General features: G+C 70.6%; 25 protein-coding genes. 12 read left to right on the top strand and 13 right to left on the bottom strand.

Going from position 1 to position 24,744, the window contains the following annotated elements:
- Window positions 1–68 precede the first annotated feature (68 nt).
- On the bottom strand, window positions 69–935 hold the full coding sequence (locus CRP50_RS01470; protein WP_176524976.1) for an alpha/beta hydrolase: 867 nt from the start codon (window positions 933–935) through the stop codon (window positions 69–71).
- 244 nt (window positions 936–1,179) lie between these two features.
- Here CRP50_RS01470 and CRP50_RS01465 point away from each other — a divergent pair, with 244 nt between their 5' ends.
- The 5 genes from CRP50_RS01465 (at window position 1,180) to CRP50_RS01445 (ending at window position 6,939) form a co-directional block, all read left to right on the top strand.
- Window positions 1,180–1,800: a PadR family transcriptional regulator gene (locus CRP50_RS01465; RefSeq protein ID WP_097277193.1), complete on the top strand. Its 621-nt coding sequence runs from the start codon at window positions 1,180–1,182 to the stop codon at window positions 1,798–1,800.
- Between the two features lie 5 nt (window positions 1,801–1,805).
- Window positions 1,806–2,960, top strand: coding sequence for an efflux RND transporter periplasmic adaptor subunit (locus tag CRP50_RS01460; protein ID WP_097277192.1), 1,155 nt, complete (start codon window positions 1,806–1,808; stop codon window positions 2,958–2,960).
- Window positions 2,957–6,100 (top strand): efflux RND transporter permease subunit, encoded by a 3,144-nt coding sequence (locus CRP50_RS01455; RefSeq protein ID WP_097277191.1) that lies wholly within the window; start codon window positions 2,957–2,959, stop codon window positions 6,098–6,100. Before CRP50_RS01460 ends, CRP50_RS01455 begins: the two co-directional genes overlap by 4 nt.
- 148 nt (window positions 6,101–6,248) lie before the next feature.
- On the top strand, window positions 6,249–6,608 hold the full coding sequence (locus CRP50_RS01450; RefSeq protein WP_097277190.1) for a type II toxin-antitoxin system RelE/ParE family toxin: 360 nt from the start codon (window positions 6,249–6,251) through the stop codon (window positions 6,606–6,608).
- A 13-nt stretch (window positions 6,609–6,621) separates the two neighbouring features.
- On the top strand, window positions 6,622–6,939 hold the full coding sequence (locus tag CRP50_RS01445; protein ID WP_097277189.1) for an XRE family transcriptional regulator: 318 nt from the start codon (window positions 6,622–6,624) through the stop codon (window positions 6,937–6,939).
- Between the two features lie 85 nt (window positions 6,940–7,024).
- Here CRP50_RS01445 and CRP50_RS01440 read toward each other — a convergent pair whose 3' ends face one another.
- The 3 genes from CRP50_RS01440 to CRP50_RS01430 form a co-directional block, all read right to left on the bottom strand.
- Complete coding sequence (locus tag CRP50_RS01440; RefSeq protein WP_176524975.1) at window positions 7,025–8,728, bottom strand: methyl-accepting chemotaxis protein; 1,704 nt, start codon at window positions 8,726–8,728, stop codon at window positions 7,025–7,027.
- Window positions 8,729–9,188: 460 nt separating this feature from the next.
- A complete protein-coding gene (gene pssA, locus CRP50_RS01435) occupies window positions 9,189–10,058 on the bottom strand; it encodes a CDP-diacylglycerol--serine O-phosphatidyltransferase (RefSeq protein ID WP_097277187.1) in 870 nt (289 codons plus the stop codon).
- Between the two features lie 4 nt (window positions 10,059–10,062).
- Complete coding sequence (locus CRP50_RS01430; RefSeq protein WP_097277186.1) at window positions 10,063–10,773, bottom strand: phosphatidylserine decarboxylase; 711 nt, start codon at window positions 10,771–10,773, stop codon at window positions 10,063–10,065.
- A 176-nt stretch (window positions 10,774–10,949) separates the two neighbouring features.
- On the opposite strand from CRP50_RS01430, the gene CRP50_RS01425 reads away from it, so the two are divergent.
- Both CRP50_RS01425 and CRP50_RS01420 read left to right on the top strand, forming a co-directional pair.
- A complete protein-coding gene (locus CRP50_RS01425; protein ID WP_097277185.1) occupies window positions 10,950–11,390 on the top strand; it encodes a hypothetical protein in 441 nt (146 codons plus the stop codon).
- Window positions 11,391–11,480: 90 nt separating this feature from the next.
- Window positions 11,481–12,356, top strand: coding sequence for a DUF3108 domain-containing protein (locus CRP50_RS01420; RefSeq protein ID WP_097277184.1), 876 nt, complete (start codon window positions 11,481–11,483; stop codon window positions 12,354–12,356).
- Window positions 12,357–12,381: 25 nt separating this feature from the next.
- Here the strand turns inward: CRP50_RS01420 and CRP50_RS01415 are convergent, their stop codons facing one another.
- Window positions 12,382–13,452, bottom strand: a complete 1,071-nt coding sequence (locus tag CRP50_RS01415; protein WP_245913330.1) for a LysM peptidoglycan-binding domain-containing protein — start codon at window positions 13,450–13,452, stop codon at window positions 12,382–12,384.
- A 100-nt stretch (window positions 13,453–13,552) separates the two neighbouring features.
- Entirely contained in the window at window positions 13,553–14,389 is an 837-nt protein-coding gene (locus CRP50_RS01410; protein WP_097277183.1) for a hypothetical protein, read from the bottom strand.
- 173 nt (window positions 14,390–14,562) lie between these two features.
- Here CRP50_RS01410 and CRP50_RS01405 point away from each other — a divergent pair, with 173 nt between their 5' ends.
- Both CRP50_RS01405 and CRP50_RS01400 read left to right on the top strand, forming a co-directional pair.
- Complete coding sequence (locus CRP50_RS01405; protein WP_245913329.1) at window positions 14,563–15,345, top strand: cytochrome b/b6 domain-containing protein; 783 nt, start codon at window positions 14,563–14,565, stop codon at window positions 15,343–15,345.
- Between the two features lie 142 nt (window positions 15,346–15,487).
- Window positions 15,488–15,925, top strand: coding sequence for a DoxX family protein (locus CRP50_RS01400; protein WP_097277756.1), 438 nt, complete (start codon window positions 15,488–15,490; stop codon window positions 15,923–15,925).
- Between the two features lie 70 nt (window positions 15,926–15,995).
- Here CRP50_RS01400 and CRP50_RS01395 read toward each other — a convergent pair whose 3' ends face one another.
- Together CRP50_RS01395 and CRP50_RS01390 are read right to left on the bottom strand one after the other, a co-directional pair.
- Window positions 15,996–16,757 (bottom strand): MASE3 domain-containing protein, encoded by a 762-nt coding sequence (locus CRP50_RS01395; RefSeq protein WP_097277182.1) that lies wholly within the window; start codon window positions 16,755–16,757, stop codon window positions 15,996–15,998.
- Window positions 16,758–16,893: 136 nt separating this feature from the next.
- On the bottom strand, window positions 16,894–17,346 hold the full coding sequence (locus CRP50_RS01390) for a c-type cytochrome (RefSeq protein WP_097277181.1): 453 nt from the start codon (window positions 17,344–17,346) through the stop codon (window positions 16,894–16,896).
- A gap of 350 nt (window positions 17,347–17,696) precedes the next feature.
- Here CRP50_RS01390 and CRP50_RS01385 point away from each other — a divergent pair, with 350 nt between their 5' ends.
- From CRP50_RS01385 to CRP50_RS01375, 3 genes are all read left to right on the top strand, one after another.
- Complete coding sequence (locus tag CRP50_RS01385) at window positions 17,697–18,299, top strand: TIGR00730 family Rossman fold protein (RefSeq protein WP_097277180.1); 603 nt, start codon at window positions 17,697–17,699, stop codon at window positions 18,297–18,299.
- Between the two features lie 177 nt (window positions 18,300–18,476).
- Complete coding sequence (locus CRP50_RS01380) at window positions 18,477–19,694, top strand: NADP-dependent isocitrate dehydrogenase (protein ID WP_097277179.1); 1,218 nt, start codon at window positions 18,477–18,479, stop codon at window positions 19,692–19,694.
- A gap of 240 nt (window positions 19,695–19,934) precedes the next feature.
- Window positions 19,935–21,107, top strand: coding sequence for a GGDEF domain-containing protein (locus CRP50_RS01375; protein ID WP_097277178.1), 1,173 nt, complete (start codon window positions 19,935–19,937; stop codon window positions 21,105–21,107).
- A gap of 10 nt (window positions 21,108–21,117) precedes the next feature.
- On the opposite strand, the gene CRP50_RS01370 is transcribed toward CRP50_RS01375, so the two are convergent.
- The 5 genes from CRP50_RS01370 to CRP50_RS01350 all read right to left on the bottom strand — a co-directional run bounded on the left by CRP50_RS01370 (window position 21,118) and on the right by CRP50_RS01350 (window position 24,743).
- Entirely contained in the window at window positions 21,118–21,327 is a 210-nt protein-coding gene (locus CRP50_RS01370) for a hypothetical protein (protein WP_097277177.1), read from the bottom strand.
- Window positions 21,328–21,513: 186 nt separating this feature from the next.
- On the bottom strand, window positions 21,514–21,702 hold the full coding sequence (locus CRP50_RS01365; RefSeq protein ID WP_097277176.1) for a hypothetical protein: 189 nt from the start codon (window positions 21,700–21,702) through the stop codon (window positions 21,514–21,516).
- A gap of 264 nt (window positions 21,703–21,966) precedes the next feature.
- The gene (locus CRP50_RS01360) at window positions 21,967–22,449 is read right to left on the bottom strand and encodes a c-type cytochrome (RefSeq protein ID WP_245913328.1); all 483 of its coding nucleotides are present in this window, start codon (window positions 22,447–22,449) and stop codon (window positions 21,967–21,969) included.
- Between the two features lie 63 nt (window positions 22,450–22,512).
- Complete coding sequence (locus tag CRP50_RS01355; RefSeq protein WP_097277175.1) at window positions 22,513–23,442, bottom strand: hypothetical protein; 930 nt, start codon at window positions 23,440–23,442, stop codon at window positions 22,513–22,515.
- Window positions 23,442–24,743, bottom strand: a complete 1,302-nt coding sequence (locus tag CRP50_RS01350) for a TRAP transporter large permease (protein WP_097277174.1) — start codon at window positions 24,741–24,743, stop codon at window positions 23,442–23,444. Before CRP50_RS01350 ends, CRP50_RS01355 begins: the two co-directional genes overlap by 1 nt.
- Window position 24,744 lies beyond the last annotated feature (1 nt).

Raw genomic sequence — 24,744 nt, 5'->3', positions numbered from 1 at the left:
TCTTCACAAGAATAAAGGCCGGAAAACCACCTCATCCGCAATAGGTAATAGTTGCCCCCACCACCCACTCAGGCGGCACGGCTCCGCCGCCGCGACACCGCCGGCGCGTCGAAGCGGGCGAGCCAGCCCTCCAGCCGTTCCGCCGCCTGCCGCCAATGGGGCTCCAGCATCATGGCGTGGGCGGTATCCGGCATGATCTCCACCGACTCCGCCTGATAGTAGCGCGCCGTCGCCTCGACAACCAGGGGCGGCACGAATACGTCGTTTTCCGCCCCCAGCACGAAGAGGGGCGGCCGCGACTCGGGCAGAAGGGTCGGCAGCGGCGGCACCAGCCAGGTCAGCTGCGCCGTCGCCAGCCGCGACTCCGGCTGCATGAGCGCGAACCAGCGGACGGCGTCCTCCGGGGCGACGTGGTCGCTCAACATGGCGGCCTGCATGCCCTGGGGCGTCGCCGCCTCCGGGCCGATGAGCTGGATCATGGCGATCTCGCGCAGCAGGTCCGGCCGGGCGGTCGCCATGAAGGCGCCGGTCGGCCACAGGCCCCATGGCGACAGCGATGCCATGAGCACCACGCCGGCCGCTGCCGGAGCGCCCGGCGGCGCCGCGTCCATGGCCTTCTGCACCACCATGCCGCCCATGGAATGGCCGATCAGCACGGCCGGCCGCTTCAGCCGCGTCATGGCCTCGCCGACGTCGTCGAGGAAGTGGCGCAGGCCATACTGGTCCAGATCGTCGCGCCGGCCGCTGCCGCCGTGGCCGCGCAGCGACACCGCCGCAGCCTCCCAGCCGCGCTCGGCGAAGTACGGCAGGAAGTGCTCCTGCCAGATCCAGGCGCCGCAGAAGGCGCCGTGCACGAACAGCAGCGGCGGCCGTCGCGCCGCCAGCTCCGCCAGGGCGGGGTCGTCGGGCACGGCACGCAGGATCTCCAGGCTCACGCAGCTCTCCATTGGCAGGGGGACGCCAGCTTCCGGGCGCAGTATAGCGTGGCCCAGCCGGCGCTGCGACTGCGAATGCTGCATTGCAATATGGCGTCGGACGCAGGACTATGGTGCGCGCATTGCGCGAAGGAGGCAGCGGTCTGTGCCCGCTCACGGAAATGTCGCTTGCGGCCCCTATATCGGCCCGCTATATATCGCCCCGATAGAACACCTATATCGAGTCGATAGGTCCGGAGACTTCATGGACGCCAAGACCCTGTGCCTCGGGGCGCTCACCTGCGGCCCCGCGTCGGGCTACGAGATCCGCAAGCTGTTCGAGGAGGGGGCTTATGCCACCCTGCACCCGATCGGCTTCGGCTCCATCTACCCGGCGCTGACGGCACTGCTGGCCGACGGGCTGGTGGAATGCACCGCCGAGGAGCAGTCGGGACGGCCGGACAAGAAGGTCTACCGCCTGACCGACGCCGGCGTGGCGGCCCTCGCCCAGGCCCTCCTGGGTGAGCCGCAGGCCGACCGGTATCGTTCCGACACCCTGTTCATGCTGACGCTCGCCGAGCTGATCCCGGCCGAGCGCATCCGCTGGCTGCTCCGCCAGCACCGCGCCGCCCATCAGGCGGAACTGGACAAGATGCTCGCCTGCGACCCCGCCGACATGCCGGCCGGGCCGCGTTTCGTCCACGGCCTCGGTCTCACCGTATACCAAGCCGTGATCGACCATATCGACCGCCATGGCGATGCGTTGGTGGCCGCCATCGCCGCCGGTCGAGACACCACCACCAGCGGGTCTTCCGCCGGAACCGCGGAGGCGTCGGGGGGCGCCGACCGCGGCCTCGGCGGCAGTTCCCGCACAGCCGCGAAGTGACCCCCATGCGCCGTTCTTACATCATCGCCGCCGGCATCCTGATCGCCGCCGTGGCCTGGATCGGATCCGGCCTCATGGCCGATGGTGCACCGCCCCCCGCCGACTCCCCCGCCGCCGAGGCCGCCCACGAGGCGAAGGCCCTGACGCCCGTGCGCGTGGCCGAGTCCGTCGCGCAGGAGCGCGTCGACAGCCTGATCGCCAGCGGCCGCACCGTCGCCGACCGCACCCTGACGGTGCGGGCCGAGACCTCGGGCCAGGTCGCGAGCGTCGAGAAGCGCAAGGGCGACATCGTCGCCGCCGGCGACGTGATCCTCACCATCGCCATGGACGACCGCAAGGCCCGCCTGCAGCGCGCCGAGGCCAAGGTGGAGCAGTCGCGCATCGAGTACGACGCCGCCCGCGACCTGCAGGCGCGCAACTTCGCCAGCCGCGTCAAGCTGGCCGAGGCCCGTGCCACCCTGGAAGAATCCCGCGCCGACCTCGCCGAGATCGAACTCGACATCGCGCGCACCACCATCCGCGCGCCCTTCGGCGGCGTGCTGGCCGGTCGGCCGGTGGAAGTGGGCGACGTGCTGTCGCCCGGCGCCGAGGTCGCGTCCATCGTCGACCTCGACCCGCTGGTCATCCGCGCCGACATCGCCGAGCGCCGCGTCGGCGAGATCGAGCCGGGCGCCGTCGGCCACGCCAGCATCTTCAACGGGCCGGAGCTGGACGGCAAGGTGACCTTCGTCGCCCCGGTCGCCGACCCCGCCACCCGCACCTTCACGGTGGAACTGGAAGTGCCCAACCCCGACATGCGCCTGCGCGAGGGCCAGACGGCCGAGATCCGCCTGCCGCTGCGCCATGTGGCGGCGCACCGCCTGTCGCCCGCCCTGCTGACGCTCGACGACGCCGGCGTGGTCGGCGTCAAGACCGTGGACGACCAGGACGTGGTGCACTTCCACCCCGTCGACATGATGGCGGCGACGCCCGAAGCGGTGTGGCTGACCGGCCTGCCGGAGCGGGTGCGCATCATCACCGTCGGCCAGGAGTTCGTCGGCGCCGGTGACAAAGTGCAGCCGGTGCTGGCGCCGGCCCCGACGGCGCCGCAGGGCGCCCTGGCGCCCGGTGCCGCGCTCGGCCAGGCCGTGCTGCCGGACCAGACGGGGGCCGCCCAATGAACGCCCTCATCGACGCCGCCATCCATCACGCGCGCACGGTCCTCTCGACGCTCGTGCTGATCCTGCTGGCGGGCACCATCACCTTCATCCAGATTCCCAAGGAATCGGCGCCGGACATCAACATTCCGGTGATCTACGTCTCCCTGGTCCACACCGGCATCGCGCCCGACGACGCCGTGCGCATGCTCGTCAAGCCCATGGAGAAGGAGCTGCGCACGGTGGAGGGCGTCAAGGAGATGCGCTCCACCGCCTACGAGGGCGGCGCCAACGTGCTGCTCGAGTTCGAGGCGGGGTTCGACGCCGACCAGGCGCTCGACGACGTGCGCCAACAGGTCGACAAGGCCAAGGCGGAACTGCCCGACGACACCGATGAGCCCATCGTCAGCGAGGTCAACTTCAGCCTGTTCCCGGTGCTGGTCATCGCCCTGTCGGGCGACGTGCCGGAACGCACCCTGCTCGCCGTCGCCAACGACCTGGAAGACGAGATCGAGGGCCTGCCGCAGGTTCTGGAAGCCAACGTCGGCGGCGACCGCGAGGAACAGGGCCAGGTCATCATCGACCCGACGCTGGTGGAAGCCTACAACCTGTCGGCCAACGACTTCGTCACCTTCTTTTCCGGCAACAACACCCTGGTGGCCGCCGGCAACCTGGATACCGGCGCCGGCCGCTTCGCCGTCAAGGTGCCCGGCCTGATCGAGACGGTGCCGGAAGTCATGAACCTGCCCATCAAGGTGCAGGGCAACGCCATCGTCAGCCTGGCCGACATCGGCGACGGCCGCCGCGCCTTCGAGGACCCGGAGGGCTTCGCCCGCGTCAACGGCCAGCCCGGCCTGACGGTCGAGGTGGTCAAGCGCACCGGCGAGAACATCATCGACACGGTCGCCGCCGTGCGTGCGGTCGTCGAGCGCGAACGCCAGACCTGGCCGGTCGGCATCGACGTCACCTACATGCAGGACCAGTCGACCGAGATCCGCAACAGCCTGAACGACCTGACCAACAACGTCATCGCCGCCGTGCTGCTGGTGATGGTGCTGGTGGTGGGCGCGCTCGGCCTGCGGTCGGGCCTGCTGGTGGGCATCGCCATCCCGGGCTCGTTCCTCATGGCGATCCTGGTCATCGGTGCCGCCGGCCTGACCATCAACATGGTGGTGCTGTTCGGCCTCATCCTGGCCGTCGGCATGCTGGTGGACGGCGCCATCGTCGTCACCGAATACGCCGACCGCAAGATGACCGAGGGCCTGCACCGGCGCGAGGCCTATGCCCTCGCCGGCAAGCGCATGGCCTGGCCGGTCATCGCCTCCACCGCCACGACGCTCGCCGCCTTCCTGCCGCTCGCGTTCTGGACCGGCGTGGTGGGCGAGTTCATGAAGTACCTGCCCTATACCCTGTTGGCGACCCTGACGGCCTCGCTGTTCATGGCGCTGATCTTCGTGCCGACGCTGGGCGCCATCTTCGGCAAGCCGGGCGAGTCCGACCCCGAGACCATGAAGGCCATCGCCGCCAGCGAGGAAGGCGACGTGCGCGACCTGCGCGGCGTCACCGGCGCCTATGCCCGCGTCCTCGACGTCACCTTGCGCCATCCGGGCAAGGTGGTGTTGGCGGCCGTCGGCCTGCTGATCGGCAGCCAGGTGCTCTACGGCGCGCTGGGCCGCGGCGTAGAGTTCTTCCCCAACATCGAACCCGAGCAGGCCTTCCTCTACGTCCACGCCCGCGGCAACCTTTCGGTCCACGAGAAGGACGCCCTGGTGCGCCAGGTGGAGGAAGCGGTGCTGGAGATGGACGGCATCGAGAGCCTCTACGTCAAGACCGGCCTGAACGCCGCCGACCGCGAGGCGCCGGAGGACGTGGTGGGCTCCGTCGGCATCGACTTCACCGACTGGGAGACCCGCCGCCCCGCCCGCCAGATCCTGGAAGACATCCGCGTGCGCACCCAGGCGCCGGAGTTCGCCGGCATCACCGTCGAAGTGCGCGAGCAGGAACAGGGGCCGCCGGTCGGCAAGCCCATCCAGGTGCAGATCACCGGCATCGACAAGGACGCCCTCTACGCCACCGCCGCCAAGCTGCGGGCCGGCATGGAGAGCCTGGGCGGCTTCACCGACATCGAGGACAGCCGCGCCATTCCGGGCATCGAGTGGGAAATCACCGTCGACCGCGCCCAGGCCGCCAAGTTCGGCATCGACGTGCGGTCGGTGGGCGACATGGTGAAGATGGTCACCAACGGCCTCAAGTTCACCTCCTACCGCCCCGACAACAGCGACGACGAGATCGACGTGGTGGCCCGCTACCCGGAGGCCTACCGCTCGCTCGACCAGCTCGACCGCATCACCGTCAACACCGCCGAGGGCACGGTGCCGGTGGGCGCCTTCGTGCAGCGCGAGGCCCAGCCCAAGACCGGCGAGATCCGCCGCGTCGACGGCCAGCAGGTGGTGACGGTGGGCGCCGACGTGGCGCCGGGCCTGCTGGTGGCCGACAAGCTGGCGGAACTGCAGGCCTGGATGGCCGACGCCGACCTCGACCCGCGCCTCGGCTACGAGTTCAAGGGCGAGGACGAGGAACAGGCCAAGAGCCAGGCCTTCCTCATGAAGGCCTTCGGCATCGCCCTGTTCCTCATGGCGATCATCCTGGTGACGCAGTTCAACAGCTTCTACTCGGCCTTCCTGATCCTCAGCGCCGTCATCATGTCGACCATCGGCGTGTTCCTCGGCCTGCTGATCTTCCAGCAGCCCTTCGGGATCATCATGTCGGGCATCGGCGTGATCGCGCTGGCGGGCATCGTGGTGAACAACAACATCGTGCTCATCGACACCTACGACCGCCTGAAGCACGACATCGCCGACCAGCACGAGGCCATCCTGCGGACCGGCGTGCAGCGCCTGCGGCCGGTGATGCTGACCACCATCACCACCGGCCTCGGCCTGCTGCCCATGATGTTCCAGGTGAACATCGACTTCGTGAACCGCCACGTCTCCATCGGCGCGCCCAGCATGCAGTGGTGGTCGCAGCTGTCGACCGCCCTGGTCTGCGGCCTGACCTTCGCGACGGTGCTGACGCTGATCGTGACGCCGAGCGCGCTCATGCTGCGCGTGAAGGCCCGCCAATGGCGCGACCGCCGCCGCGAGGCGAAGCTGGCGCGGGCGTAAACCCGCGCCGCCCAGGGGAAAGCCGCGCAGCACCCGCTGCGCGGCTTTTTTCGTGGACGAACAATCCAGAAGATGCCACTCGTCATGGACAGCGACGGAGGGTCGTTGACGCAACGTACCTTATGCGGTACAAAGCACGGGAGCGGGCATGAAGCGGATCACGGCGCGCTTCTACAGGACCGCGACGGGCGGACAGCCGATCAAGGACTGGCTGCTGTCGCTTCCGGCGGACGATCGTCGCATCGTCGGCGTCGACATCGCCAAGGTGGAGTACGGCTGGCCCGTCGGGATGCCGGTATGTGCGCCGCTCGGGAATGGTCTGTGGGAAGTCCGCTCCACCATCGCCCGAGGCAAGGTGGAGGCGCGCACCTACTTCGCCGTCGAGGGTGGCGACATGATCCTGCTGGCCGCCCACAGCGGCAAGGACCGGCAGCACCGCACCATCGATCTAGCGCTGGAGCGCTGGAAGGACTTCCGCACGCGCCGCGGCAGCGGGCAACCGTCATGACGAAGGGCAGGACATGAGCAATCACGACGCGATCGATCCCGCCGGCGAGACGCTGGAAGCGCTGCTGGCGGAGACGGGCCAGAAGGACGAGGTGTACGCGGCGGCCACCAAGGCCGTGCTCGCCTGGCAGATGGACGAACTGCGCAAGTCCCAACACATCAGCAAGACGACCATGGCAGCCCGCATGGGCACCAGCCGCAGCCAATTGGACCGGGTGCTCGACCCCGCGAACGTCGGCGTGTCGCTGGAAATGATGGCGAAGGCAGCCCGCGCCGTCGGCGGTGAGCTGAAGATCGAGTTGTTGACGCCCGACAAGCCGGGCGCACCCTGAGCACCGGCCGGAGCCGTTCTCCCCGGCTCGCGCCGACGGCAGACGAGAAAGGGCGTCCGAAGACGCCGCTTTCTCTACCCCACCCTCACGCCGCCCGGACGGTGGCGATGAACTCGCGGACCTGGGACTTCAGCGTGGCGGCCTGCCGGGACAGTTCGCCGGCAGAGGACAGCACCTGCCCCGCCGCCGCGCCGCTCTCGCCGGCGGCCTGGCGGACGCCTTCGATGTTGGACGACACTTCGCGGGTGCCGATGGCGGCCTGATCGACGTTGCGGGCGATTTCCTGGGTGGCGGCGTTCTGCTCCTCCACCGCCGAGGCGACGCCGGCCGAGATTTCGGTCAGGCCGCGGATGGTGCCGCCGATGGCGTCGATGGTGCCGGCGGCGTGCTTGGTCGCCTGCTGCACCGCCTGGATCTGGCCGGAAATCTCGTCGGTGGCGCGCGCCGTCTGGTTGGCCAGCGCCTTGACCTCGTTGGCCACGACCGCAAAGCCCTTGCCGGCGTCGCCGGCGCGGGCCGCTTCGATGGTCGCGTTCAGGGCGAGCAGGTTGGTCTGCTCGGCGATGTCGGTGATGAGGCTGACCACCTCGCCGATCTTGGCGGAGGCCTGGGCGAGGCCCTGCACCTCGGACACGGCGGCCTGGGCCTGGCTGTCGGCTTCCGCCGACATGCGGCTGGCGTCGGCGACGCGGCGCGAGATTTCGGTGATGGAGGCGGACAGCTCGTCGGCGGCGCTCGCCACCGTCTGCACGTTGGTGGTCGCCTGTTCCGAGGCCGCGGCGACGGCGGTGGACTGGCGCGAGGTCTCCTCGGCCATGGCCGACATGCTCTCGGCGCTGGCCTGCAGTTCGGCGGCGGCGGCGGAGACGGCCTCGACCACGGTGTTCACCGTGCGCTCGAAGCTGTCGGCCATCTCGTTCATGGCGCGCTTGCGCTCGGCCGCGGAGCGCAGTTCGGCGGCCTTGGCCTCCGCCTCCATCTCCTTGTTGCGGACCATGTTCTGCTGGAACACCAGGGTGGCATGGGCGATGTCGCCGATTTCGTCCTTGCGGTCGGCGCCGGGCACGGTGACGGACAGATTGCCGCCGGCCAGTTCGCGCAGCACGGCGACGATGCGGGTGATCGGGCCGACGATGCCGAAGCGCGACACCAGCATGCCGCCGATGAAGCCGGCGACGACGCCCACCGCCGCCACCACCACCATGACGGTGGAGAAGAACGACGAGTCGGCGCGCGAGGCGGTGTTCAGGCTCTCGCCCTTCGCCGTGGTGTATTCGATGTACTCCGTCACCTGATCGCGCAGGGCACGGGCTGCGACCCGGCTGGCCTCCACCGACGCCAGCACCTCGCGCTGGGCCTCGGAGATCTCGACCGCGGCGGCGACCTTGCCGGCGACGGCCAGGGTGTCGTCGAGTTCACCGCGGTAGGCGGTGAGGCGCTGCTCCACGGCGGCGAGGAGCTGCTTCTGGCGGTCGTCGGCGGTCGCTTCCAGGCCGTCGAGGCGCGACGTGAACTCGGCCATGAGCTTGTCGGCGTCGGCCCGGGCGGCGGCGGCGGTATCCGGATCGGCCGCCACGCCGTATTCCACACGGTTGAGTTCGATGACGTTGCGGCCGAGGCGGGCGCTGTCGCGCATCTCGACGCCGGCGACGAAAAGCTCCTCGGCATTGGCGGCGACCCGCGAAATGCCGGTGGAGCCGGTGACGGCGATGGCGACCGCCACGAGAGACAGCAGGCCGATGACGAGCAGCATCTTCGTGCTGATCTTCAGGCGGGCGAACAGGGACATGACGAGCACTCCGATGTACAGCCGCATCGTCCTTCGGCGGTGACGGCGGGAGGTGGTGCACCGCAACCCGGGTGCACAGTGACCCCGGGCAAGACGGCATGACCGGCCCGGCGCGCGTGGAGCCCAGCAAGGCGCATGCCGCACATCCTATGCGGGATAGGGACGTCCGCGGCCCGCACTCAGAAGGCGACATTGTCGCTTGGATTCGGCGTAGGGGGCCAGCATTTTCGCGCGTCCGCAAGGGTTCCGCCACCCGCCAGAAGGATCCACACGCACCTGATCGGATAGCGAACCGCAGTCGAGCCGTCGCATTTCGCGGAACAGTCTCTCATTCCGCGCTTGAGATAAAGTTAAACTACTTTGGCATTATGCCGCCCCCTCCAGTGCCGCCTAAAGGACGAGCCCGCGCTCGGCGCGGGCTCGGACGGCATCGGAGGAAGGAGCAGTCGCGCCGGCGGCGTCAGCTGCGGCTGGGCGGCGGCCGGTCGAGATCGCCGTCGGCAGGCTCCTCGCCGTCGGCGGCCGCAGGCGCCGGGCCGTCGGCGGCCTCGGCGGCCTCCTCCGCTTCGGCGAGGCGGCTCTTGGCCTTCAGGCGATGGTAGCTGCGCCAGGCCAGCGGGATGGTGGCGAGGTAGACCAGCCCGATGACCGACAGGGTCGTCCACGGGTTGGTGACCAGGAAGGCCGCCAGCAGGCCGACCACGATCATGATGGGCAGCGCCGCCTTGCGCGGCACGTGCACGCGCTTGAAGGAATAGGTCGGCATGCGGCTGACCATGAGCAGCCCGACGCCGACCATGAACACCGCCACCACCGCCGGCTCGCCGAAGAAACTGTCGCCCAGCTGGAAGCTCAGCATCATGGGCAGCAGGCCGAGGAAGGCCGCCGCCGGGGCCGGCACGCCGACGAAGTAGTTGCGCGACCACGCCGGCGGCTCGGGATCGCCGAGCATGGTGTTGAAGCGCGCCAGGCGCAAAGCGGAGCAGGTGGCGAACAGCAGTACCAGCGCCCAGCCGGCGCCGCCGGCGTCGTTCATGGTCCACAGGTAGAGCAGCATGGCCGGCGCCACGCCGAAGGACAGGAAGTCCGACAGGCTGTCCAGTTCCGCTCCGAACTTGGTCGTGCCGCGCAGCATGCGGGCGATGCGCCCGTCCATGCCGTCCAGGATGCCCGCCAGGATGATCGCCACCACCGCCCGCTCGAACTCGCCGCGCAGGCCGTAGCGGATGGAGGTGAGCCCGGCGGCCAGCGCCAGCAGGGTCACCATGTTGGGGATCATCTTGTTGATCGGCAGGGCCCGCAGGCGCGGACGGCGGTTCGGAGCGATCATGGGTTCAGCGGGCCTCCCCTTCGCGGCGTTTCTCGTCGGACAGGGCGTCGGCGATCACCGTCTCGCCGGAGATGCACGACTGGCCGAGGGTGACCAGCGGCTCGACGCCCGGCGGCAGGTAGATGTCGAGGCGGCTGCCGAAGCGGATCAGGCCGTAGCGTTCGCCGGTGCGGAAGGTCTGGCCTTCGCGGGCGTCGCAACGGATGCGGCGGGCCACCAGGCCGGCGATCTGCACGAAGGCGATGTCGCGGCCGTCGGCCATCTCCAGGCGCACCAGGTTGCGTTCGTTGTGCTCGCTCGCCTTGTCGAGGCTGGCGTTCACGAACTTGCCGGGGACGTAGACGATCTTCTTGATCTCGCCGCCGGCCGGCACGCGGTTCACGTGGCAGTCGAAGACGCTCATGAACACCGACACGCGCCAGCGCGGCTCGTCGCCCATGTCCAGCTGGCGCGGCGGCGGCACGTGGGTGATCAGGCTGACGATGCCGCTGGCCGGCGTGATGATCAGGCCGGAGCGGATCGGCGTCGAGCGGTCGGGGTCGCGGAAGAAGTAGAAGCACCAGACGGTCAGCGCCGCACCCACGAAGCCCAGCGGCTCCCACGCCCACCACAGGAGCAGGCCGATGACGGCGAAGATCGCGACGAACTTCGGCCCTTCGGGATGCAGCGGCGGCAGCAGGTAACGACGCCAGGATACGTTGAACTCGGTGGTCACGGGCAGGGGGCTCCAGCTTCGAGGGAAAACAACGGGGCGCGGACGGCGGCCGTTGCGACCTTACCCCGCGCCGCAAGCGGGGTTAAGGCGCTTTTTTCAACGGCATGGCGAAGGCGGCGCGGCCGGTGCTAGAGTGGTGGCCCGACGCCGTTCCACAAGAGTAGCCGCGCCGCATCATGACCAAGGTGAGAATCGACGAAGCCGGCCTGCCCATGCGCCTGCGCCACGTGAAGGTGACGGCGGACGGCACGCTGCTGGCCCAGCAGGACCGCGCCACCCAGCACTTCCGCTTCCGCTGGCGCGACGTCGAGTTCGTCGCCCGCTACCGCCACGACACCGAGGGCGCGCGCGTGCGCATCGCCGCCGACCTGGGCCCCCTGCCCTACGCCGCCGAGCAGCCGCAGGCCTTCGCTGACCTCAAGGCCATCGTCGACGCCATGCGCGAGGACATCGGGCCGCTGGTCCACGTCACCCGCGACCGCCGCATCGTGGTCGGCGGGCGCGAGTTGCTCGATCCGCCCATGACCGCCGACCGCCTGATGGCGACGCTGGCCACATTCCTGCTGAAGGTGGATCCGTACCTGCCGCTGCTGAAGCAGTACCGCGCCGCCGGCTGAGGGGGCGGGGGCTTGGCGGCGGCCGCCGCGGGGCTACATAGGGGGAAGACCGTCCGCCGCGGCCCGTCGCCGCCCGCCGAAGGAGCGCCCATGCGTCCGTCCCCTGCCGGTCCCGCCCGCGCCGCCCTCGCTTCCCTGTGCGCCGCCGCCGTGCTGGCCGCCGCCGGCCCGGCCCATGCCGCCGCCGACACCGTGCTCACCTACCAGTTCCGCCTGGGCGGCTTCGACGTCGCCCGCGCCGACCTCGCCGTCGACCTGCCGGAAGCGGCCGGCGGGGCCTACAGCATGACCTCGGATCTGGTGGCCGACGGGCTGCTCGGCACCTTCACCAGCTTCACCAGCCGCTCCGCCGCCGCCGGCACCCTGGGGGAGGCCGACGGCCGCGCCGAGCCGCACAGCTTCCGCAGCGACAGCACCTGGCGTGGCGAGCAGCGCACCGCCGTCCTGTCGTGGCAGACGCCGCCCCTGCCCGAGGCGCGCGTCGAGCCGCCGCCCGATCCCGACGAGCGCGAGCCGGTGCCGCCGCACCTGACCGAAGGCAGCGTCGACCCGCTGTCGGCGCTGCTCACCCTCATCGCCGCCGCTACGGGCGACGCCGCGTCCGGCGCTACGGGCGACGCCGCGTCCGGCGCTACGGGCGACGCCGCGTCCGGCGTGGCGGGCGAGCCGGTGACCGTCTACGACGGCCGCCGCCTCTATCGCCTGACGGTGGCGGGCTTCGCCCCGGCGGCGGTGAGCGCGGGTGGCTTCGCCGGTGAGGGCTGGCGGGCCGACGTGCGCTACGAGACGCTGGCCGGCACCTCGCGCCGCTGGAACAGCCGCAAGGAGGTGACCGCCGATGTGCTGCTGGCGCCGGGCGAGACCTTCGGCCTCGACGTGCCGGTGCCGGTGCGCATCATCGTGCCGGTGAAGACGCTCGGCGCGCTGGTGGTGGAACTGGCGGGGGCGCGGCCCGGCGACGCCTGAGCGCCGCCTGCGTCGGCCCGCAGGCTCAGCCGTTGCCGTTGCCGTCGCCGCCCGGCAGCAGGATCACTTGGCCGGGGTAGATGAGGTTCGGGTCGCGGATCTGGTCGCGGTTGGCTTCGTAGATCAGCGTGTAGTCGGCGCCGCTGCCGAGCGTGCGGCGGGCGATGCGCCACAGGCTGTTGCCGGGCTGCACCACGACGGCGCGCTCGCCGTCGGGCACGTCCACGCTTTCCGGACGGAGGAACGGGATCTCGGCGCGCGAGGCGACCTCGCCGTTGCCGCCGATGGCATCGGCGCGCAGGGCGTGCTCGCCCGGCACGACCGGCGTGGTGGGGGTGATGGACCAGCGGCCGTCGTCGCCGGCGACGGTGCGGCCGGCGAAGGTGTTGTCGACGTAGCCCTGCACCACCGTTCCGGGGGCGGCGCGGCCGCCGAAGCTCAGGTTGCCCTCGGCGTCGTAGTCGACCACGTCGATGACCGTCGGGCCGGCGGCGGGGTCCTCGGGCTCGCGCATGTCGGCGAGCAGCGGTGCGGGGGCCTGCAGCACGCGGCTCGGCCCGCCCGGCGTCGTCTGCACCGCCAGCGGCGGGCGGTCGGCGCCGGCGCCCGGCTCGGGCACCATGAGCACGACGGAGCCCTCGGCGACGGCGGTGGTGGCGCCATCGGGGCCGATGCTGCGCAGGCCCAGCTCGCGCGTGCCGGCCGGCAGCGGCTTGTCGGGCAGGAAGACCCATTCGCCGCGGGCGTCGGCCTTGACGCGGCCCAGTTCCTCGTCGCCGTCGGTGATGACCACCTCGGACTCCGGGGCGGCGCGCCCGGCCATGACGGCATTGCCCTGGCGGTCGATGCGCACGACGTCGAACGACGGCTGCCCGGCCTCGGCGGGCGCCGCCGGCGTGACGGCGGGGGCCGTCGTCGGCGACGGTGTCGTCGAAGTCGGGGCGGGAACGGCGGTCTGGGCGGCGGGCGCCTCGGTGGCGGCGACGGGCGCCGGCGCGGTGTCCTCGTCCTCCTCCAATCCCACCGTGAAGGTGAGGATGAGGGCGACGATGACGACCACGGCCCCGGCGAGGGCGACGATGAGCGGGCGGTTCAAGAAAGCCTCACGATGCGCATGCGGGCCGTCGACGACCGGTGTCGGTCCGTCGCGGCCCCGGCATCAAGGGTAGTACGTCCGGTTATGCGGCGCAACGGCCTCAGCCGGAAGAGACTCTCGCCGCGACCTGGGCGAGGAAGCCGGCCAGCGCCGCCGGCACCGCCGCAACCGCCGCGAGCCACAACGGCCGGGCCAGCGTCGCGAGGCGGGCACCGCCGGCCGGCAGACGCGCCGCCGTCGGCTCGGCCAGGAACACCAGCGCCAGCACTGCCAATGGGCCGGCCGCGCCGGGCTCCGCCGCCACCAGGGCCGCAGCCAGCGCCGTGAAGGTGCCGCCGCCGGCCAGCGCCGGCACCCAGCCGGGTTGCGCCGCCGCCGCCGGTCCCCATACCAGTACGCCGAGGCTCGCCGCCGCCAGCGCCAGCGCCGCCGCCGTCACGCCCGCGACGCCGAAGGCCGCCGCCGCCCCCGCCAGCCCGAGCGCCGCCATGGCCAGCAGCAGCAGCGCCGCCGGCGCCGTCGTGGCGGCCCGCGCCGGCACCGCCACCGACAGCCCCCACAGCGCCGCCACGGCCAGCAGCGGCAGCCCTTGCGCCGCCACCGCCGCCAGGTCGCCCGGCATGCCGGCCAGCGCCCACAGGCAGGCGGCCGAGAACACCGCCGCCACGGCCCAGGCCGCCGCCCGGCGCCCGATCCAGCCGTCGGCGGCGGCCCCCAGCAGCAGGCCGCCGAGGGTCACGTGCGGCGCCAGATGGATGGGCTCGGCCACCATCGGCGACAGGCCGCGCGCCCACAGCCACCAGCCGAGGAAGCCGACGGCGAGCCCCGCCCCGGTGAGACGGCCGCCGCGCTCCGGCCCCGCCGACAGGCGCAGCACGCCGGCCACGGCGACGGCCACCAGGAAGGGCAGCGCGAGGGACAGCACCAGGTCCACCATGCGGCGGCAAAGCCTCTCTTCACGAAGGGGTGAGTGGACGCGCCGGTCCAGCATTGCGTATGGTCCCGGCGGAGCCCGTACCCAACACCAAGATGCCGCCGGGTTCAACCGGTTCCGCCGGGCTCCGCCGGAGGGATGTCCAGATCCGCCGCAACAGCCGTGAGACGACCGCCATGACCATGCAAGCCTCCCTTCCGCCCGACCACGCGGCGCGCCGGCAGTTCGGCAGCCTGAAGCCGGTGCGCGTGTGGGACCTGCCGACACGCCTGTTCCACTGGACGCTCGTGCTGCTCATCGCCGGCCTGTGGTGGACCGGCGAGAACACCGCCATCCCCCTCGGCCCGCTGGGCGGCGCGACGATTCTCGGCTGGACCGTGCCGACCGGGCAGATGGCGCAGCACATGCTGATGGGCTACGGCGTGCTGGCCCTGGTGATCTGGCGGGTGCTCTACGGGCTGTTCGGCTCCACCACCGCCCGGTTCGGCGACTTCGTGAAGGGGCCGGCGGCCGTCGTCCGCTACCTGCGCACGGCATTCGGCGGCGGCAAGGAGACGGCGGCCTACGTCCTCGGCCACAACCCGGCGGGCGGCTGGATGATCCTGGCGCTGCTGCTGGTGCTGGCGGCGCAGGCGGGCACCGGCCTGTTCGCCAACGACGACATCTTCACCGAAGGCCCGCTCTACAGCCTGGTGAGCAAGGAGACCAGCGACGCCCTCACCGGCTGGCACAAGGGCATCCTGTTCCCCGCCCTGCTGACGCTCATCGGCCTGCACGTCGCCGCCGCCCTGTTCTACCTGGCGGTCAAGGGCGAGAACCTGATCCGCGCCATGGTCACCGGCCGCAAGCCGGCCCCCGCCGGTGCCGCCGAAGGCCTGCGCTTCGCCTCGCCGGTGGTGGCGCTGGGCGCCGTCCTGGTCGCCGTCGGAGCCGTGTGGGCGGTGGTGACGCAGGTCTGACCTCCGGCACATCGTTTCCATTCAGGACACGAACAGGTTCCATTTCGATAGATTGTTCACGGTCATTCCGACCGGCATAGTCGGGTTCATGAACGGCGGCGCGCATCGCCCGCCAGAACCCGACGACCCGGAGGTTTCCGCCATGACCGATACCCGCTTCGCCCCCTACGCCGCCCTGCTGCTCCGCCTGACGCTGGGCGTCGCCGTGCTGGCCCACGGCCTGATGAAGGTCTTCGTCTTCACGCCGGCCGGCACCGTCGGCTTCTTCGAGAGCATCGGCCTGCCCGGCCCGCTCGCCTATCTGGTGATCTTCGCCGAGGTCGCCGGCGGCCTCGCCCTCATCCTCGGCCTGTGGACCCGCCTCGTGGCGCTGCTGCTGGTGCCGGTGCTGCTCGGCGCCCTGTGGGCCCATGCCGGCAACGGCTGGGTGTTCAGCGCCCCCGGCGGCGGCTGGGAATTCCCCGCCTTCTGGACCGTGACCCTGCTGGTGCAGGCGATGCTCGGCGACGGCGCCTATGCCGTCAAGGTGCCCTTCCGCCTGCTCGACGGCGGTGCCGCGCCGGAAGCCGCCCGCTCCTGATCCCGCGTCCCCGCCAGTAACGGCCGACAGGGCCGGAGGCACCCGCCTCCGGCCCTTGGCGCGTGCGGCCTCAGGCGTGGCGGCGCTGCAGCAGGGCGCGCAGGATGAACCAGTAGGACCAGACCTTCAGGATGTGGCCGACGGCATTCAGGGGCCCGTCCACGACGACGTAGAGGGTGAACAGGACCTCGGCGGCGATGGTCAGCCCCACGGAGGCCACGAGCGGACCGTAGAGTTCCTCCCCTAGCCGGCGGCGGTGACGCCGCAAGAGCAGGAGGGTGACCGCCAGCACGGTGATGATGACGTACTCGGCCCCGACCTTGAAGGCGGTGAGGCCGCTGCCGGCGACATAGGCGTCGGGCATCACCTGCTGCTCGACGGCGGCATAGCCGGCCAGAGCGAGGGCGCCGAAAGCCGCGAAGGGCATCGCCCGCCCCGCCGGCCGCTTCGCCGCCACCGCCAGCGGCAGGGTCAACAGCAGCAGGGCCTCGATCAGCCGCCCCATCACCCACAACTGCGCCCCGGCGTTGGCGCCGCCGTGCGGGTGCAGGTTCATGCCCTCGAAGAACAGGACGTGCAGCAGATCCAGCAAGGCCACCCACAGGTAGCCGGCGCCGAGGTGCACCGCCGCCGGCTCCACGTCGACCCGCGCCAGCGGCATGGTGACGAAGAACAGCGAGGCGCCGACGCAGACGGCGAACAGTTCCGCCACCGTGTGGAAGGCCAGGAAGTCGACGGAATACACCACCGCCAGCACGGCCGCCGCCGCCGCGGGCAGGACGGCGCCGCGGGCGATGGTGACGGTGGGCCGCAGGATGGTCTCGCGCGACATCGGAGGCTCCCGGTTGGCTCCCCCCGTCTTACCACGGGGCCGCCGGCCGGCACCACCCGCGCCCCGTCGGCGGCGCAGGAAAAAGGGCCGGGAACACGTGTTCCCGGCCCCCTTTCGGACTGCTCGGACCGACGGCTTACTTCGTGCGGAAGTTGTCGTGGCAGGTCTTGCAGGTCTCGCCGACGGCCTGCACGGCCTGGCCGATGGCGGCCTTGTCGCCGCCCTGCACGGCGGCCACCAGGGCGTCGCTGCGCTCGGCCATCATGGTCAGGCCGCCTTCGAACTTCTCCCAGTTCTGCCAGATGTCGGCCTTGGCGGTGGTCTTGACGTCGCTGCCCGAGGTGTCGGTCTTGAAGGCGGCCGGCGACAGCTTGGCGGCGGCGGCGAGGCCGAGGGCGTTGGCTTCCAGCTGCTCGGCATAGGGCACCTCGCCCTTCAGCACGGCGACCGTGTTCTGCATGTAGGCGCCGACGGCCTTCATGTTGTTCTGGCGGTACTTCACGGCGGCCTCGTTGGCCGAGGCGGCGACCGGGGCGACGGCGGTGGCGGCGAACACGGCGGCGGCGGCGGCCAGGGCGGCGAACTTCATGATCGAACTCCTCTCGAAGATTTTTGATTCGTATGTTTCGGATGAAAAAGTGGTGGGGCAACTATCCCAATTCGCTGCAGCGCATCAAGCCACATTTCCGTGAGCGTGGTCTGTGACTCGGTCACACAGGCGCCCCGTCGCGGTCGCCGCCGGGCGGGGATGCCGTGGCGAAAAAGCCTTGCTCCTGACGGCGCAGCCGGCGGACCCCCTGGCGTCGGCGGTCGTTGAACCTCATACAGGAAGGGATGGGGCCGCCGTCGATGCGTCGACCGGCCCCCTTTTCGCCCCCGCGGCGGTGCGCCGGCGCCGGGGCCGCACGACCAAAAAGAACTGACGAAGGACGCTCCGCCATGACCCGACACCTGACCTCGCTGTGCCTGTTCTGCGGCTCCTCGGTCGGGGACGACCCGCTCTACGCCGAAGCGGCCGACGCACTCGGACGCGAGATGGCGGCGGCGGGGGTGCAGCTGGTCTACGGCGGCGGCCACGTCGGCCTCATGGGCACGGCGGCGGAAGCGGTGATGGGCGGCGGCGGCCGCGTCGTCGGCTTCATCCCCGAGCACCTGACGCGGCTCGAGGCCGCCTTCCAGGGCGCCACCGAGCTGCACGTGGTCGAGAACATGCACGTGCGCAAGCACGCCATGTTCCAGCGCTCCGATGCCTTCGTGGTGTTCCCCGGCGGCTTCGGCACCCTGGACGAGACCTTCGAGATCCTGACGTGGCGCCAGCTCGGCATCCACAACAAGCCGGTGATCCTGGCCGACATCGGCGGCTACTGGCAGCCGCTGCTGGCGCTGGTCGACCACATGATCGAGCACCGCTTCGCCCGCCCCGCCAACCGCGACCTGTTCACCGTGGTGGAACGGGTCGAACGGATTCTCCCGACCATCGAGGAGGAGCTGGGCCGCGCCGGGGTGGGCACGGTGGCGGCCGATGCCGACGAACGCCTGTAAAAGCGCCGGTTTGCCGCCCCACCCATACCGCCCGAACGGGCGGGTCTTGCTTGCCGGCGCGCCGACGTCTATGGTGCCGCCGTCCGCGGCGCACGCATCCGGTAGTGGTCCATCCATAGACATGGGGCGCACCCCATCGGACACCCGAGTTCGTCACCCATCGGGAGAACCGCCCAAATGAGCAAGATCAAGGTCAAGAATCCGATTGTCGAGCTGGACGGCGACGAGATGACCCGGATCATCTGGTCCTTCATCAAGGAAAAGCTGATCCTGCCGTACCTCGACGTCGACCTGAAGTACTACGATCTGTCGGTCGAGCACCGTGACGCCACGGACGACCAGGTGACCGTCGATGCCGCCAACGCGATCAAGGAACACCGCGTCGGCGTGAAGTGCGCCACCATCACCCCCGACGAGCAGCGCGTCGAGGAATTCAAGCTGAAGAAGATGTGGAAGTCGCCGAACGGCACGATCCGCAACATCCTCGACGGCACCGTCTTCCGCGAGCCGATCATCTGCAAGAACGTGCCGCGCTACGTGCCGGGCTGGACCCAGCCGATCGTCATCGGCCGTCACGCCTTCGGCGACCAGTACCGCGCCACCGACTTCAAGGTGCCGGGCAAGGGCACGCTGACCATGAAGTTCACGCCGGCCGACGGCGGCGAACCGGTCGAGTACGAGGTGTTCAAGTTCCCCGAGGCGGGCGTCGCCATGGGCATGTACAACCTCGACGAGTCGGTGAAGGGCTTCGCGCGGGCCTGCTTCAACTACGGCCTCGACCGCGGCTGGCCGGTGTACCTGTCCACCAAGAACACGATCCTGAAGGCCTATGACGGCCGCTTCAAGGACCTGTTCCAGGAGGTCTTCGACGCCGAGTTCGCCGACGCCTTCAAGGCCAAGGGCATCACCTACGAACACCGTCTGATCGACGACATGGTCGCCTGCGCCATGAAGTGGTCCGGCGGCTTCGTGTGGGCCTGCAAGAACTACGACGGCGACGTGCAGTCCGACACCGTGGCCCAGGGCTTCGGCTCGCTCGGCCTGATGACGTCGGTGCTGATGACGCCCGACGGCAAGACCGTCGAGGCCGAAGCGGCCCACGGCACCGTCACCCGTCACTACCGCCTGCACCAGCAGGGCAAGGAGACGTCGACCAACCCGATCGCGTCGATCTTCGCCTGGACCCGCGGCCTGAAGTTCCGCGGCAAGTTCGACGACACCCCCGAGGTGGTCGACTTCGCCGAAAAGCTGGAGCAGGTCTGCGTCGAGGCGGTGGAAGCCGGCTACATGACCAAGGACCTGGCCATCCTCATCGGCCCGGACCAGCCGTGGATGACCACCACCCAGTTCCTCGAGAAGCTGGACGAGAACCTGCGCAAGAAGATGGGCCTCTGATCCCACCTTCCGCCGCAAGGTCCCGGACGAACCCGCCGGAGCACACGCTCCGGCGGGTTTTTCTTTGGGGCGGCGGCCAGACCGGACGACGTACCAGTATCGGAACCGGCCGGCACCGGGAGGGTAAGGCGACACCAAAGAGCGGTAAAAAAGGAACCCGCTTGGCCTCTTCGCTCGTTCTGTGGTCTAAAGAAGTAGGACCACCGGCCAAGGCGCCGACCTGCGGCCGACCTTTCTCCCATGACGAACCTTCCCTTCGATCTCCCGACACTCATCGGCGCCATGTGCATGGTGAGCTTCTCCGCCGGCGCCGCCCTGCTGCTCGCCAGCCACCTGCACCTGCCGGTGAAGGGACTGCGCTACTGGGGCGCCGGCTATCTGGTCACCGGGCTCGGGCTCGCGCTGACGCTGCTGCGCGGCGTCATCGACCCCGCCGTCGCCATCGTCGGCGGCAATACGCTGGTGGCCGCCGGATACCTGCTGGTGTGGCTGGGTGCCCGCCGGCTGGCGGAGCGGCCGGTGCGCCTCTGGATGGCGCCGCCGCCGCTGATCGTTGCGGCGGTCGGCATGCTGGCCTTCCTCGGCGACGGCGGCACGGCCATGCGCGTCGCCGTCATGTCGCTGCTGACGGTGGTGCTGACGCTGCTGTCGGCGTGGGAATTCGCCCGGCTGGCGCGGCGCCGCTCGCTGGTCGGGACCTTGCTGGCGGGCCTGTTCGCGGCGCACGCGCTGTTCTACGCCGCGCGGGCGGGCATCGCGCTCGGGGCGGCGTGGGAGCCGGCGGTCTATCCGCTCGGGTTCCTCGGCGTTCCCACCTTCATCGAAGGCTTCGTGTGGATGATCGTGACGGGCTTCGGCCTGATCGTGCTCACCAGCGAGGTCCTGCAGGCGGAACTGACCCGTCAGGCGACCCGCGACCCGCTGACCGACCTGTTCAACCGCCGCGCCTTCACCGAGGCCGCCGAACGCGAAATGGTGCGCGCCCGCCGCCACGGCCGCATGCCGGCCTTCCTGTTGCTCGACCTCGACCACTTCAAGCGGTTGAACGACACCCACGGCCACGACGCCGGCGACCGCCTGCTGCGCGCCTTCGCCCTGACCGCCGCCACCGACCTGCGGCGCTGCGACGTGCTGGCGCGCGTCGGCGGCGAGGAATTCGTGCTGATGCTGCCGGAGACCGACGACGCCGGCGCCGTGCGCGCGGCCGAACGCATCCGCCTGGGCACCGAACTGCTGGCGGTGGCGACCGCCGCGGGCGACGTGGCGGCGACGGTGAGCGTCGGGGTCGCCGTCGCCGACGCGGCCCGCGACGATGCGCTGGACGAGGTCCTGCGGCGGGCCGACCGGGCCCTCTACGCCGCCAAGGCGGCCGGCCGCAACCGCATCGTGGTGGCGCCGGGGCCGACTCCGTGACCGGACGGCCTCAGAACTGGTTCACGCGGTCGGTATAGACGGAATAGGGCCGCCCCTGCTCGCCGGTGCCGGCATAGCGCACGCGGCGGGCGCGCGCATAGGCCTGATCCAGGCGGTGCTGGCGGGCGTGGCGGCGGCTTTCCTGTGCGGCGGCGAGCAGCATGGCGACGAGCAGCGCCAGCGCGACGGCGCCGGCGGCGACCATCCAGGGTTCGAACATGGGTCGGAGTCCGCTTGCAGTCGGTCCTGACGGCCGCCCCGTCGTCCCCCGCAGCGGCCGGACGCAGACTAACAAGCCGGCAGCCGCCTGTTCAACCCGTGGCGGTACGGAAAAACGAAGAACCGGGCCGCTTGTGCCCAGCGACCCGGTCCCCGCTGCTCTTGGACGTCCGTCGACGGTCGAACCTCAGGCGCAGCGGCGCACGGGCTCTGGCATGGCCAAGCGGCCCCGCAGGCCCGCCCGCGCGGTCTCGACATGCGCCCAGACCATGTCGGGCGTCAGGCGGTCGCGGCGCATGACGAGATGAACGAGCTCGTCGTCCATCAGTTCGTCCAGCGGCGGTTCGATGCCGGCCTTGCGATAACGCCCATTCACGGTTCTGTCTCCCCGGACTTGGTGTTCGGCCCCTCGGCGCGATTGGCGACACCATAGCGCGCCTCGGGGACCCTTTTATGACGCATCGATTTTTTGTTCGTGACGCCCGGCCCGTCGGTGCCTCCCTCGGACCGCCGGCGGAGCGGCCGGGCGCTGCATCGCGGCGCGTCCTCATCCACGATGCGGGTATTGAAACACGCGACGGCGAAAACGGTTCCAGCACTCTTGAAAAAAGTAGGAGAGAAAAAGCCTCCGCCGCACATACTAGCGGTTGCTGTTGCGGGCTTCCTGGACGCGGCGGGTCTCGTCCGGCCAGCGCGACTTGATGAAGGCCAGCACGGCCCAGATCTCGCGGTCCGACAGGACGTCCTCGAAGGCCGGCATGTTGGACCGGTAGCCGGGCGGCGCGAACCGCTCGACACCGTACTTGGTGATGTCGAACAGTTGCTGGTCGGGGTGGTGCCAGGTATGGCCGGTCTCGTCGTGGGGCGGGGCCGGCAGGGTGCCGTCGGGGTTGCGGGTGCGCCAGTCGGGCTCGCCGGCCAGCGTCGGGCCGTGGCAGGAGGCGCACTGGGCGGCATAGACCTGGCGCCCGAGCGCCACCATCTCGGCGTCGCCCGCATCGGCCCGCAGGGGGCTGCCGGTGCCGCCCCAGCTCCACCACGCCCACAGGCCGACGACACCGAGGGCCGCCAGCAGCAGACCGATCAGCACGACCTGCATGAGGCGCGAAGGGGCATAGGCCATGGCGGTGTCCTCTGTCTGCCGTCGACGGAACTCTCATCCATGGAGGTTCCAGCGGCGGGAAAGTCAACCCTGCAGGCGCAGCCGGCGATAGAGCGGCGTCAGCACGGCCGGCAGGATGTAGATGGGGAACTGGCCGAGGGCGAAGTAGAGCGGCACGTCGGGATGCACCTCCGCCGGCAGCACGGCGAGCAGCAGCGCCATGTTGCAGTTGCCGCCGACCAGCCCGACGGTCAGTGCGGCGCGCCGGCCGGTCCACCAGAACAGCGCCGCGCCGGCGGCCTGCAGGCCCAGGTTGGCGGCGAAGCTGCCGAGGATGATGAGCAGGGTGCGGGCCGGGTCGGCGATCAGCTCCGCCGTCACGCCGTCCATGATGGCGATGGCGAACAGCACCAGGAACAGCACCGAGGCGGCGTCGATCCCCCTGCCCCAGGCCACCAGCCGCGCCCGCCCGATCAGGCGCCGCAGCACCAGCGCCGCCGCCACGCTGCCCGCCACCAGCCCGGCGAGGCGGGCCGTCAGCTCCCATGTCGGGATGGCGAGCGGCAGGTGGGCCAGCAGGTCGGCGGCCCAGGGCGCCGTGAAGGGCATGGTCAGCGTCGCCGCCACCACCACCACCAGCGCCAGCGAGGCGTCGAGCCCGAGCAGCACGGCCAGCGCCGGCGACGACATGATGGGCGCCGAGGCCGCCATGAGAATCAGCGCCGCCCGCAAGCCGTCGGACAGGCCGAGCGGCGCCACAACGGCCGCCATCACCACCGGCGCCCCCACCAGCACCCAGGCGAGCGCGAGGCCCATGCGCGCCGGGCGGCGGGCGTAGTCCAGCACCGCCGCCCAATCCATGCGCAGCATGGACAGCACCAGCAGCACGGCGACGGCGGGCGGCAGCAGCGGCCGCAGGGTCGTCGCCAGTTCCGGCAGGGCGAGGCCGGCGAAGACGCTGCCGGCCAGCCACCACCGGCTGTGCGCCACCAGGATGTGGGCGACGCGCTCCATCAGCCCATCATGGCGTCGGGCAGATAGGTGGCGATGCCCGGGAAGGCGGTGACCAGAATGACCGCCAGCACCAGCAGCAGGAAGAACGGCAGCGCGGCACGGGCGACATAGAGGATGTTCTTGCCCGTCAACCCCTGCAGCACGAACAGGTTGAAGCCGACCGGCGGGGTGATCTGGCTCATTTCCACCACCAGCACCAGGTAGACGCCGAACCAGATGCGGTCGATGCCGGCCTGTTCCACCATGGGCATGATGACGGCGGTGGTCAGCACAACCACCGAGATGCCGTCGAGGAAGCAGCCGAGCACCACGAAGAACACCGTCAGCGCCGCCAGCAGCTCGTACTTGCTCAGGCCGAAGGCGCCGATCCAGGTCGCCAGCTTGGCCGGAATGCCGGTGAAGCCCATGGCGACGGTCAGGAAGGCGGCGCCGGCCAGGATGAAGGCGATCATGCAGCTGGTGCGCGTCGCGCCCATGAGGCCGTCGACGAAGCTCTGCCACGTCAGCGAGCCCGACACCCAGGCGATGAGCAGCGCCAGCGCCACGCCGACGGCGGCGGCGTCGGTCGGCGAGGCGATGCCGGCGTAGATGGAACCGATGACGCCGGCGATGAGCAGCACCACCGGCATCAGGCCGAGGGTGCGGCGCAGCTTGTCGCGCAGGGGCAGGCTCGGCTCGGCCGGCGGTACCTTGCTCTTGTTGACCAGCGCCCAGACCATGATGAAGCCCATGAACAGGCTCACCAGCAGCACGCCGGGCAGCACGCCGGCGATGAACAGCCGGGCGATGCTCTCCTCGATGGCGACGCCGTAGACGATGAGGATGATGGACGGCGGGATCAGCAGCCCGAGGGTGCCCGACCCGGCCAGCGTGCCGATGGTCATGAGCGGGTCGTAGCCGCGCTTCTGCAACTCGGGGATGGACATCTTGCCGATGGTGGCGGCGGTTGCCGCCGACGAGCCCGAGACGGCGGCGAAGATGCCGCAGCCGATGACGTTGACGTGCAGCAGGCGCCCCGGCAGGCGGCTCATCCACGGCGCCAGGCCGGCGAACATGTCTTCCGACAGGCGGGAGCGGAACAGGATCTCGCCCATCCAGATGAACAAGGGCAGCGCCGCCAGCGCCCAGGAATTGCTGGCGCCCCACACGGTGGTCGCCAGCACCTGCCCGACGGGAGCGGAGGTGAACAGCGCGAGGCCGAGCCAGCCGACGCCGAGCAGCGACAGCGCCACCCAGACGCCGGAGCCGAGGAAGGCGAACAGGGCGACGACGAGGAACAGGGTCAGGACGACTTCGTTCATG

It is taken from the genome of Caenispirillum bisanense, from assembly GCF_900230255.1.
GTDB lineage: Bacteria > Pseudomonadota > Alphaproteobacteria > Rhodospirillales > Rhodospirillaceae > Caenispirillum > Caenispirillum bisanense_A.
This window is presented reverse-complemented; position numbering and strand designations above follow the sequence as displayed.